Source organism: Massilia sp. BAP21 (assembly GCF_057801335.1).
Map to the genome: position 1 here is coordinate 4,010,971 of NZ_CM173596.1, position 10,391 is coordinate 4,021,361.

Sequence of the window (10,391 nt, forward strand, 5' to 3'; positions counted from 1 at the left end):
TAGAACCCGGGTAGCCGCGTGTCGCCGGCGCATCCTCGGGCATGCCGCGAGCGCTTTCCGATGGCGCACACGGTGGTAACGCCGCGCTCGGACGATAACGCTGCATCACGTTCCGCGTGGGCACGGAGTGCCCACCGTACGGTTGAGGTTAACATACTTCGTGAGCCAACAAAAAAGGACAGGCCAGCATCCCGGTCCTGTCCTTCTCAGCAAACGCTAGCGCCGATTAACGGTCGCGCCCGCCCTGGCGTGGCGCCGCACCGGTACGCGGGCCGCGGCTGGCGCCGCCGTTACCACCATTGCCGCCACGGTTGCCGCCGGCGCTCGCCGGACGGCCACCGTTGCCACCGCCGCCTGCCGGACGGCCACCGTTGCCATTGCCCGCGCCCGCACTACGTCCCTGGCCCTGACCACCACGACCACCACCTGGACGGCCGCCGCGGTTGGCATGGCCCGGCGCGCCGCTGCGCAGCTGGATCGGCTGGGCCTTGGCGTTCAGGTCCGGCTCGAAGCCCGGGATCACGTGACGCGGCAGGGTCTGCTTGATCAGCTTTTCGATGTCCTTCAACATCTGGTGCTCGTCGACGCAGACCAGCGACACGGCTTCGCCGGTGGCGCCGGCGCGGCCGGTACGGCCGATGCGGTGCACGTAGTCTTCCGGCACGTTCGGCAGGTCGTAGTTCACGACGTGCGGCAGCTGGTCGATGTCGATGCCGCGCGCGGCGATGTCGGTGGCCACCAGCACCTGCAGGCTGCCGTCCTTGAACTCGGCCAGGGCCTTGGTGCGGGCCGACTGGCTCTTGTTGCCGTGGATGGCCATGGCGCCGATGCCGTCCTTGCCCAGCTGCTCGACCAGTTTATTCGCGCCGTGCTTGGTGCGGGTGAATACCAGCACCTGGTGCCAGTCGTTTTCCTTGATCAGGTGCGACAGCATCGGGTGCTTCTTGTCGCGGTCGACCGGGTGGATCTTCTGTGCGATCACTTCCACGGTCGAGTTGCGGCGCGCCACTTCGATCGAGGCCGGGTTGTCCAGCAGCTTGTCGGCCAGGGCCTTGATGTCGTCCGAGAAGGTGGCCGAGAACAGCAGGTTCTGGCGCTTCGGCGGCAGGATCGCCAGCACTTTCTTGATGTCGTGGATGAAGCCCATGTCGAGCATGCGGTCGGCTTCGTCCAGGATCAGGATTTCCACTTTCGACAGGTCGACGGTGCGCTGGCCGACGTGGTCGAGCAGGCGGCCCGGGGTGGCGACCAGGATGTCGACGCCATGTTTCAGCAGCTTGATCTGCGGGTTGATGCCGACGCCGCCGAAGATCACGGCCGAGTTCAGGTTGGTGTACTTGCCGTACAGGCGCACGCTTTCCTCGACCTGGGCCGCCAGTTCGCGGGTCGGAGCCAGGATCAGGGCGCGCACGGCGCGTGGGGAAGTCTTGCTTTTCAGGGCGGCGCCGACCGCATCGGTCGACAGGCGCTGCAGCAGGGGAAGCGTGAAGCCGGCAGTCTTGCCGGTGCCGGTCTGTGCGCCGGCCAGCAGGTCGCCGCCGCCCAGCACCGCAGGGATCGCCTGGGCCTGGATCGGGGTCGGCGTGGTATAGCCTTGTTCAGTGACTGCGCGAACAATAGCGTCGGACAAGCCGAGGGTAGCAAATGACATAGATTCTCTGGTGAAGTTGATTCCGCCGCCGGCGCAAGCGGCGCCAGGATCGGATGGGCAGTTCAAGGCAATACCGGTGCAGCGTCGAACATGTCGAGCATGATGTTGAGCCTCATGTCGAACCTCATGTCGAACGATAAGCGCCAGACCCGGAACCGATTATAGTGGGTTTGTTGCAGTGTGGAAATGCATGCTTGAAAGGCCGCCCTGCGCGTGCTGCGCCGGCGGCCTGCAATCCATCTATTTTACGCGATTATGAAATTACGCGAAGGGGACCATCAAAGGCACCATCTGCGCGAACACCTTCGGGCCGGCGGCAATGATGTCGCCCTTGTTCAGGTATTGCGATTCGCCGTTGAACTCGCCGACGATGCCGCCGGCTTCGGTCACCAGCAGCGAACCCGCGGCGATGTCCCAGATCTTCAGGCCCTTTTCGAAGTAACCGTCGACGCGGCCGGCGGCCACGTTCGCCAGTTCCAGCGCGGCCGAGCCGGCGCTGCGCACGCCGTGGCAGCGCGAGGCGACGACTTCGTACATGCGCAGGTATTCGGCCAGCGCGCGCGGGTCGGGGCCGTGGCCGGCGGCCAACAGGGATTTCAGGATGCGGTCGTTGTTCTTGACGCGGATACGCTTGTCGTTCAGGTAGGCGCCGGCGCCCTTGGTGGCGGTGAACAAATCGTTGCGCACCGGGTCGTAGACCACGGCCTGCGTGATCACGCCGCGCTGCTGCAGCGCGATCGAGATGCAGTAGTTAGGATAGCCGTGCAGGAAGTTGGTGGTGCCGTCGAGCGGATCGATGATCCAGACGTATTCGCTTTCGTCGTTCAGATTGCGCGAGGCGCCCGATTCTTCGGCCAGGATGGCGTGGTCAGGGTAGGCCTTGAGCAGGGTTTCGACGATGGCTTGCTCGGAAGCCTGGTCGACGTCGGTGACGAAATCGTTGTGTTGTTTTTCCGAAACGGTAACGCGGTCCAGATCGAAAGACGCGCGGTTGATGACTGTGGCAGCGCGGCGAGCGGCCTTGATGGCCGTGTTAAGCATTGGGTGCATGTAAGCTTTTTCCGTAAAAAAATGCTGACGCCCACCGCGCAACGTGGCGCCGTGAACCGTCGGAAACAAATGAATTAAAGAGCAAAGCGGCGCCGAACCCGTTAGAATCCCGGCCCTTGGGACCAGAATCTACCTGTTCGCGCCGCGCGATGGCGCTATTTTAAATGAACCCGACCGAAACCGACACGTCTCTTTTTTCCCGCCTGCGCTTCGTGCTCGTCGAAACCAGCCGCGCCGGCAATGTCGGCTCGGTGGCGCGCGCCATGAAAACCATGGGTTTTTCGGAACTGGTGCTGGTGGCGCCGCGCTGCGCCGACCCGCTCACCGATCCCGAAGCGGTGGCCTTTGCCAGCGGCGCGCTCGACGTGCTGTCGCAGGCGCGCATCGTCGGCAGCATCGCCGAGGCGCTGGAGGGCTGCAATTTCGCGGCGGCAGTGTCGGCGCGGCTGCGCGAATTCTCGCCCCCGGTGTGGACGCCGCGCAACTTTGCCGGGCACATCGCCGCGCAACAGGACCTGCGGCCGGCGCTCATCTTCGGCAACGAGCGGGTTGGCTTGCCGAACGGGATCGTCGAAGACTGCAATGTGCTGATCAACATTCCGGCCAATCCTGCCTATTCCTCGCTGAACCTGTCGCAGGCGGCCCAGGTGCTGGCCTACGAATGCCGGATGGGGACGGTGGGCGACGCCTTGCCGGCCACCCCGGTCGGCTTCCATGGCGACGCCGCCAGCCTCGACCAGGTCGAGGGCATGTATGCCCACCTGGAAGAAGCGCTGGTGGCGATCGGCTTCCTGAAGGCCGACAACCCGGGCAAGCTGATGCCGCGCCTGAAGCGGCTGTTCTCGCGCACCGGCCTGGAAACCGAGGAAGTGAATATCCTGCGCGGCATTGCGCGCCAGATCCTGAAACGCTAGCGATTCAGTCCGGCATGCGCCGCACTGCCTGCCCCGGGCCGGCGTATTCGTGGAATACGTCGTCCAGGTAGATGGCGATCTCGTCGCCGGCCAGCTGGCCTGGGATGACGACGTCGTGCAGGGGACAGCGCTTGCCCTGTTCCGCCCGGTAGACGGTCCAGCCATCGCGCTCGCGCCGCACCTCGACCTGGAAGCGGCCGTCAATATCGAATTTCATCGGTGACCGCTCCGGGGTTCGCCCTTCCAGGCCACGACCGCGGCGAAGAGGACTGCCGTCAGGCAGCCCCAGGCGGCGACGGCCGGCTGGCCCAGGGGCGCCAATCCGATCACCCCGCCGATCAGGGCGGACAGGAAGACGGCGTAGACGAGCCAGCCTTGCCACACCAGCGGCAGGCCCCAGCCCCAGCCATATCCCGGCGGCTTGACGGGAAACCAGTAGCGCTTGTCGTCCATGTTCTCCTCCTCGATGCGGTTCATGAAGCCAGGTCGATGACCTCGTCCCCGTCCGTCGCGCGGCATTCGGCCCCGAGCGGCGGCCCGTCGCGGCGCACGACGATGCGCTGCGTATCGTGGCAGAGTTCGACGTGGCGCGTGCCCGGAACCGTGCGCCGCACGAAGCCTTCGATCGCATCAGGCACACTCACCTGCAGGGCCAGCGCGTGGATGTCCTCGACCGGGTGGTCGTCGACATGCACCAGCGGCACGAACTGGCCGGCGAACATCATCAGGTGCGAGGGAATCCGCACCGGTCCGGCGGCATAGCCCTGGGCGCGCAGCCACGCCTGGGACTGCTCGCGCGCATGCGCGCCGCCTGCCAGCCGGCCCCAGGCGCTGGCCAGCAGCTCGGCCACCCATTGATTGCAGTTCTGGTAGCGCGTGCCGAAGGCATAGGCATTCGCGCTGTACTGGCCGGCCAGCAGCGACAGCGCCAGCGGCTTGTCGAGCGCCGCCCGTTCCAGCAGGGCGCTGCGCTCGTCGGGCAGGAACAGCAGCGACACATGTCCGTGGCCCGGGGCATCGGCCCCCAGCGCGAAGCCGGAGATACCCTGGTCGAACAGGCGCGGACGCGATTCCTCGCAGGCATAGTACAACTGGCGCACGCCCCAGCGGCTGCCGGGATTGTCGCGCAGGGCCACGCCCGCATGCGAATACAGCAAGCCAAAGCGGGCCAGGTCGACGCCGGCGCGCGCGATCAGGGCCACGCCCTGGCCCGAGCGTTCCAGTTCCGCCTTCACTGCGCCGGCAAAGCGCAGCACGCGGTCCTGCTCGCGCGCCGTGATCGCGCGCGGGCGCTCGCAGAAAGTCGGCAGGCCGGCCTGGGCCGCGCCGCCGGCGCACAGCAGCAGCGCCGCAGCGGCGTGGCGTGCCAGGCGCGCCGGGCGTAGCATCAGATCGCGACCTGCTTCGAGCCCAGCTCGCGGTACCAGTCGTCCTGCAGCGCCAGGAAGAAGGGCTGGCGGTCGTCGGCATGCGCGAACTCGTAGCCGTACACGCGTTCGTTCACCCGCACCACTTCGCCTATGGCGACGGTGCGTGCGGCCAGGGCGCGGTCGGGTACGTCGAGGTAGAACTCGCGGGCCGGGCCGGCGGCGGCGCGCAGGGTCATGCGCGTGGTGCCGGGCTTGGCCGGGGCCTGGGCGATGTCGATGACGCGGTAGTCGCCGGCGGCAACGCGGCGGTCGCCGCTGGAGCTGTCGCTGGAGGCGCCGATCGAGTCGGAAATGCTGCCCGACGAGGCCGAGCCGGCGCTCGATGCGACCGAGGAGGCGCTGTCGGCATGGGCGGGCAGGGCGCAGGCGGCGGCCAGGGTGGCTGCGCAGACGGCGCGCAGGAGTGCGGAAACGGTCATGGATGTGCTTTCATGGGCTGGGTTGAATAGGCCTATGGTACAAGCCCCAGCCGCTGATGAGAAGTCGTGCGTGGTAGGGTGGTCGGCTATACCCGTGAGCCGGCATGAACGCAACGCATGCGCCGCCCACGCGTTCAGCTAACGTTGGAAGCGTGGCGCACTGAAGCGGAGTCCTGCCACGGGTGGTTGGCACGCGGCCCTGCAAGCAGGGGCTTCGCTTGCTGGCGCGTGGTCGGTGACCGGGTTTGAACGCGTGGGCGGCGCACAAGCCGCGGAGTGTTCAACCACCAGGGTCGAGCCGACCACCCTACAACTAATATTTGCATGATGAGCTTCCCATGCAAACATCCTTTGCAAGCTTGTCATTCATGCCATTTTTTCGACTATTCCCTCTAGTTCGCGTGCGATTGGCGGCCCTGCGTTTGGCGTACACTAGGAGCATAACAACAAGGATGACAGATGGAGACAAGCCGCAGATCCTTCCTGAAGGCAGGCGTGCTGGGTGCGCTCGTCCTGGCCGCCGGTGGCGGCATTTACCGCGCCACGCAGGCCCCCAACCCTGAGCGCTTCGTGCTCGATGGCGAAGCACGCGCCGCGCTCGGCGCCATCGTGCCCGCCATGCTGGCCGGCGCCTTGCCGGCCGGCGCTGCCGAACGCGGGGCCGCCATCGCCGCCACGGTCGAGGGCGTGCATACCGCCATTTCGAATCTGCCCCTGGCCGTGCAGAAGGAGGTCCAGGACCTGTTCGGCCTGCTCGCGCTGGCACCGGCGCGGCGCCTGCTGACCGGTATTGCCGGCGGCTGGGCCAAGGCATCCGAGAGCGAGGTTGCGGCCTTTCTCCAGGACTGGCGCCTGCACCGTTTCGCCCTGCTGCGCAGTGCCTACGGCGCGCTGCACGACCTCGCGCTTGGCGCTTGGTATGCCCAGCCGGCCAGCTGGAGCGCGATCGGCTATCCCGGCCCATTGAAAGAACTGTCGTGAGGAGCCGGCCATGAGCGAACCGCAGAACGATTTCATCCCCGATCCGATCAAGCAGGGCATCGCCCGCGGCTGGCGCATTGTCGACGGCGCGGCCCTGGAAGCCGACCGCACGCTCGAAGCCGACGTCGTGATCGTCGGCAGCGGCGCCGGCGGCGGCGTGACGGCCGAGATCCTGGCGCTGGCCGGCCTGCAGGTGCTGGTCGTGGAAGAGGGCGCGCTGCGCTCCTCGAAAGACTTCAAGATGCGCGAGGCCGATGCCTATCCCGCGCTGTACCAGGAATCGGCCGCGCGCCAGACGCTTGACAAGGGCGTCAAGATCCTGCAGGGCCGCACCGTCGGCGGCTCGACGGTCGTGAACTGGACCTCGAGCTTTCGCACGCCGCCGTCCACACTCGATTACTGGCGCAGCCACTTCGGCCTCGACGGCTTCGACGAGGGGGCCATGGCGCCCTGGTTCGCGATGATGGAGGCGCGCCTGCACATCCAGGACTGGCAGGCCGCGCCGAACGAGAACAATGCCCTGCTCGGGCGCGGCGCCGGCAAGCTCGGCATTTCTTCAAGCCTGATCCGGCGTAACGTGCAGGGCTGCTGGAACCTCGGCTACTGCGGCATGGGCTGCCCGACCAACGCCAAGCAGTCGATGCTGGTCACGACCATCCCCTCGGCCCTCGACCATGGCGCGCAGCTCGTCACGCGCGTCCGCGCCGAGCGCTTCGAGATCGAGGGCGAGCGCGTGCAGGCGCTGCTGTGCACCGCCCTGCAGCCCGACGGCGTGGCGCCCAACGGCCGCCAGTTGCGCCTGCGCGCCAAGCACTATGTGGTGGCCGGCGGCGCCATCAATTCGCCGGCGCTGCTGCTGCGCTCGAAGGCGCCGGACCCGAACAAGCTGCTCGGCAGGCGCACCTTCCTGCACCCGACGCTGATCTCGGCCGGCATCTTCCCGCAGCGCGTGGACGCCTATGCCGGCGCGCCGCAGACCGTGTATTCCGACCACTTCCTGCACAGCGCGCCCATCGATGGCCCGCTCGGCTACAAGCTCGAAGCGCCGCCGCTGCACCCGGTGCTGCTGTCGACCACGATGAACGGCTTCGGGCAGGACCACGCCGCCATGATGCGCCAGTTCCCGCACATCCAGGGCATGCTGGCGCTGCTGCGCGACGGCTTCCACGGAGAGTCGCCCGGCGGCAGCGTGCAATTGAAGGATGGCGCCGGCGTCCTCGACTACCCCCTGAACGACTTCCTCTGGGACGGCGCGCGGCGCGCCCTGCTCAGCATGGCCGAGATCCAGTTCGCCGCGGGCGCCAGCGCCGTGCGCCCGGCCCACGAGACCGCGCGCGCCTACACCAGCTGGAGCGAAGCGAAGCGCGAGATCGCGGCCCTGCCGCAGGCCCTGCACATGACGCGCGTGGCCTCGGCCCACGTGATGGGCGGCTGCACCATGGCCGGCGACGAGCGCCGCGGCGTGGTCGCACCGAGCGGGCGCTACCGCGAGCTGGCCAACCTGTCGGTGCACGACGGCTCGCTGTTCCCGACCTCGATCGGCGCCAATCCCCAGCTGTCGATCTATGGCCTGGCGGCGCGCCTGGCAAGCGGCCTGGCGCACGAATTGACCGGCCGGCCCGCGCCGCGCCCGCAGGCGGCTTGATGGGCAAGGCGATGAAACGATGACGGCGCGCCGCCTGCTGCAACTGGTGCTGCTGGTGCAGCTTCTCGCCGCGCTCGCGATCGCGTTCGCCGCCGTGCGTTGGCTCGGACTGGCGTCCTGGACGGCCGCCGCCCTTGGATGCGGCTGCGTGGCTTTGGTGCGCCTTGCGATCAACATGAACAACTTCGTGCTGGCCGCGTTCTTCGCCAGCCCGACGCCGCCCGCGTTCCGCCTCGGCCTGGCGGCGCGCCTGCACCTGCTGGCCGAGGAATTCTGCGCCAGCATGTTCTACACCTCCTGCACCATGCCCTGGGCGCGGGAAGGGCTGCGCGTGTACCCCGGCGCGGCGGCGGTGCCGGTGCTGCTGGTACACGGCTACGGCTGCAATAGCGGCTACTGGGCGCACCTGCTGCCGCGCCTGGCGCGGGCGCGGATCAGCCACGCGACGCTGGACCTGGCGCCCGTGACCGTCGACATCGAGCATTACGTCGACCAGGTCGAGCGCGCCGTCGAGGCCCTGCGCGCGCAGACCGGCGCCGCCCGCATCGCCATCGTCGCCCACAGCATGGGCGGCCTGGTGGCGCGCGCCTGGCTGCGCAGATACGGTGCAGAGCAGGGTGGCGGGGAGGGTCGCAAGCGCATCGTGCGCGTGATCACGCTCGGCACGCCGCACTTCGGCACCGGCCTGGCCAACTTCGGCCTCGGCGAGAATGCGGCGCAGATGCGGCGCAAGGGTGGCGTGCCCTGCGACTGGCTGCGCCAGCTCGACGCCGGCGAAGACGCGGCGCGCCGGGCCCTGTTCACCTCGATCTTCTCGCACCACGACAACATCATCTCGCCGCAGACCTCGAGCGTCCTGCCGGGCGCGCGCAACCTCGTTTTCGGCGGCATCGGCCACGTGGCGCTGGGACGCAACCGGCGCATCCTCGACGCCGTCATGGACGAACTGGCGGCCCTGGAAACCGAGGAGTCGCTGCGGGCGTGATACAGTCCGTCTCATCGACTTCCGGAGCCATCGTGGCGGTCCGCATCCACATCCTCGACGACGATCCCGCCAGCTTTGCCGGCATGGCGCGCCTGCTGCGCGAGCGCGGCCACATCGTCAATACCGGCGCCCACGATCCGCAGGCGCCCGACCTGCTGCTCTGCCAGGCGCGCCACCCGGCCGCCTTCGGCCTGCCCGGCCGCGGCGGCGGCGTGCTGCTGGCGCTCGCGGCGCCCGGCGATGCGGCCCTGCGCGCGGCGCTGCTGGAAGCGGGCTTCGACGGCTACATCGCGCTGCCGGTGGAAGCGGCCAGCTTCGCCGACGAGGTCGAGGCCTTCCTGCCGGCGGCCACGCCGGCGCAGGTTTCGCCGCAAGCACAGACTCTGCTGCTGGTCGACGACGACCCCTTCATGCTCGAGGTGCTGGCCGACATGGTCGAAGACCAGGGCTGGCGCGTGCGCACGGCGTCCTCGGGCGCGCAGGCGCTGGCCATGCTCAGGCACGAGCCGGTGGCGGTGATCGTCAGCGACCATTTCATGCCCGGCATGAGCGGCGCCGAACTGCTGGCCGAGGCGCAGCGCCTGTATCCGCCGACGGTGCGCATCCTGCTCTCGGGCCAGAGCGAGGACGAGGGCGAGATCGCCGGCGCCCTGGCCAGCGGCGCGGCCGACCGCTACTATGCCAAGCCCTGGATGGGCGCGACCCTGATGGCGGCCCTGCGCGACGCCCTGGCGCTGCAGCTGCGGCGCCGGGAAGGCGCATAAAGCGCGCGCGTTTAGAACCCGCCTTCTAGCGTGCGCTCCTACAATGGAGGGCATACGGAAGAGGATGCAATGAGCAAGAAAATCGAGGACCTGGAGCAGGAAGAAGAAGCGCTGGCGCGCGCGGTGCGCAGCTCGGCGCAGCAGATCTGGCAGGCCGGCCTGGGCGCCTTTGCCAAGGCCCAGCAGGAAGGCGGGCGCGAATTCACGCGCCTGGTGCGCGACGGTACCGAGCTGCAGAAGCGCGCGCGCAAGGTCGAGGACGCCACCGACACCGTGGCGCGCAAGGCCGAGCGCTCCAGCCGCCGCGCGTCGGGCACTTGGGGCAAGCTGGAACAGGTGTTCGAGGAACGCGTGGCGCGCGCCCTGGCCGCCATCGACGTGCCGGCGCGCAGCGAGATCGAGGCGCTGGACCACCGCATCGACGAACTGGAGCGCATGCTGGCCGAGCTCGGCGCCGCAGCGAAGAAACCCGCAGCGAAGAAGCCGGCCGCGAAGAAGCCGGCCGCGAAAAAGGTCGAAGATAAGCGCAAGGACGGCGCCGATAAGGCCTGA

General features: G+C 68.2%; 12 protein-coding genes. 6 read left to right on the forward strand and 6 right to left on the reverse strand.

Annotation, left to right across the window (positions count from 1 at the left end; genetic code table 11):
* Positions 1-226: 226 nt before the first annotated feature.
* Together ACWYRN_RS17840 and ACWYRN_RS17845 are read right to left on the reverse strand one after the other, a co-directional pair.
* Entirely contained in the window at positions 227-1,651 is a 1,425-nt protein-coding gene (locus ACWYRN_RS17840; protein WP_488688894.1) for a DEAD/DEAH box helicase, read from the reverse strand.
* A 261-nt stretch (positions 1,652-1,912) separates the two neighbouring features.
* The gene (locus ACWYRN_RS17845) at positions 1,913-2,692 is read right to left on the reverse strand and encodes an inositol monophosphatase family protein (protein ID WP_229439654.1); all 780 of its coding nucleotides are present in this window, start codon (positions 2,690-2,692) and stop codon (positions 1,913-1,915) included.
* Positions 2,693-2,865: 173 nt separating this feature from the next.
* Between ACWYRN_RS17845 and ACWYRN_RS17850 the strand changes: the two genes are divergently transcribed.
* Positions 2,866-3,615, forward strand: coding sequence for an RNA methyltransferase (locus tag ACWYRN_RS17850; RefSeq protein ID WP_488688895.1), 750 nt, complete (start codon positions 2,866-2,868; stop codon positions 3,613-3,615).
* Between the two features lie 4 nt (positions 3,616-3,619).
* On the opposite strand, the gene ACWYRN_RS17855 is transcribed toward ACWYRN_RS17850, so the two are convergent.
* The 4 genes from ACWYRN_RS17855 to ACWYRN_RS17870 are packed head-to-tail and all read right to left on the reverse strand — an operon-like array spanning position 3,620 to position 5,464.
* A complete protein-coding gene (locus ACWYRN_RS17855; RefSeq protein ID WP_488688896.1) occupies positions 3,620-3,832 on the reverse strand; it encodes a DUF7661 family protein in 213 nt (70 codons plus the stop codon).
* On the reverse strand, positions 3,829-4,092 hold the full coding sequence (locus tag ACWYRN_RS17860; protein ID WP_488688897.1) for a hypothetical protein: 264 nt from the start codon (positions 4,090-4,092) through the stop codon (positions 3,829-3,831). The genes ACWYRN_RS17855 and ACWYRN_RS17860 overlap by 4 nt, the downstream gene beginning before the upstream one ends.
* A complete protein-coding gene (locus ACWYRN_RS17865; RefSeq protein WP_488688898.1) occupies positions 4,089-5,003 on the reverse strand; it encodes a DUF2145 domain-containing protein in 915 nt (304 codons plus the stop codon). The genes ACWYRN_RS17860 and ACWYRN_RS17865 overlap by 4 nt, the downstream gene beginning before the upstream one ends.
* Positions 5,003-5,464, reverse strand: a complete 462-nt coding sequence (locus ACWYRN_RS17870; protein WP_488688899.1) for a hypothetical protein — start codon at positions 5,462-5,464, stop codon at positions 5,003-5,005. Before ACWYRN_RS17870 ends, ACWYRN_RS17865 begins: the two co-directional genes overlap by 1 nt.
* A 459-nt stretch (positions 5,465-5,923) precedes the next feature.
* On the opposite strand from ACWYRN_RS17870, the gene ACWYRN_RS17875 reads away from it, so the two are divergent.
* The 5 genes from ACWYRN_RS17875 (at position 5,924) to ACWYRN_RS17895 (ending at position 10,391) form a co-directional block, all read left to right on the forward strand.
* Positions 5,924-6,445: a twin-arginine translocation signal domain-containing protein gene (locus ACWYRN_RS17875; RefSeq protein WP_488688900.1), complete on the forward strand. Its 522-nt coding sequence runs from the start codon at positions 5,924-5,926 to the stop codon at positions 6,443-6,445.
* Positions 6,446-6,455: 10 nt separating this feature from the next.
* Positions 6,456-8,090 (forward strand): GMC family oxidoreductase N-terminal domain-containing protein, encoded by a 1,635-nt coding sequence (locus ACWYRN_RS17880; RefSeq protein WP_488688901.1) that lies wholly within the window; start codon positions 6,456-6,458, stop codon positions 8,088-8,090.
* Between the two features lie 19 nt (positions 8,091-8,109).
* Positions 8,110-9,075: an esterase/lipase family protein gene (locus tag ACWYRN_RS17885; RefSeq protein ID WP_488688902.1), complete on the forward strand. Its 966-nt coding sequence runs from the start codon at positions 8,110-8,112 to the stop codon at positions 9,073-9,075.
* 32 nt (positions 9,076-9,107) lie between these two features.
* Complete coding sequence (locus tag ACWYRN_RS17890) at positions 9,108-9,839, forward strand: response regulator (RefSeq protein ID WP_488688903.1); 732 nt, start codon at positions 9,108-9,110, stop codon at positions 9,837-9,839.
* A 69-nt stretch (positions 9,840-9,908) separates the two neighbouring features.
* Entirely contained in the window at positions 9,909-10,391 is a 483-nt protein-coding gene (locus ACWYRN_RS17895; protein WP_488688904.1) for a phasin family protein, read from the forward strand.

What these genes read in the sequence shown, in the direction of transcription:
- ACWYRN_RS17840 (WP_488688894.1), bottom strand. Translation starts at nt 1,651, where the DNA reads ATGTCATTTGCTACCCTCGGCTTGTCCGACGCTATTGTTCGCGCAGTC.
- ACWYRN_RS17845 (WP_229439654.1), bottom strand. Translation starts at nt 2,692, where the DNA reads ATGCTTAACACGGCCATCAAGGCCGCTCGCCGCGCTGCCACAGTCATC.
- ACWYRN_RS17850 (WP_488688895.1), top strand. Translation starts at nt 2,866, where the DNA reads ATGAACCCGACCGAAACCGACACGTCTCTTTTTTCCCGCCTGCGCTTC.
- ACWYRN_RS17855 (WP_488688896.1), bottom strand. Translation starts at nt 3,832, where the DNA reads ATGAAATTCGATATTGACGGCCGCTTCCAGGTCGAGGTGCGGCGCGAG.
- ACWYRN_RS17860 (WP_488688897.1), bottom strand. Translation starts at nt 4,092, where the DNA reads ATGAACCGCATCGAGGAGGAGAACATGGACGACAAGCGCTACTGGTTT.
- ACWYRN_RS17865 (WP_488688898.1), bottom strand. Translation starts at nt 5,003, where the DNA reads ATGCTACGCCCGGCGCGCCTGGCACGCCACGCCGCTGCGGCGCTGCTG.
- ACWYRN_RS17870 (WP_488688899.1), bottom strand. Translation starts at nt 5,464, where the DNA reads ATGACCGTTTCCGCACTCCTGCGCGCCGTCTGCGCAGCCACCCTGGCC.
- ACWYRN_RS17875 (WP_488688900.1), top strand. Translation starts at nt 5,924, where the DNA reads ATGGAGACAAGCCGCAGATCCTTCCTGAAGGCAGGCGTGCTGGGTGCG.
- ACWYRN_RS17880 (WP_488688901.1), top strand. Translation starts at nt 6,456, where the DNA reads ATGAGCGAACCGCAGAACGATTTCATCCCCGATCCGATCAAGCAGGGC.
- ACWYRN_RS17885 (WP_488688902.1), top strand. Translation starts at nt 8,110, where the DNA reads ATGACGGCGCGCCGCCTGCTGCAACTGGTGCTGCTGGTGCAGCTTCTC.
- ACWYRN_RS17895 (WP_488688904.1), top strand. Translation starts at nt 9,909, where the DNA reads ATGAGCAAGAAAATCGAGGACCTGGAGCAGGAAGAAGAAGCGCTGGCG.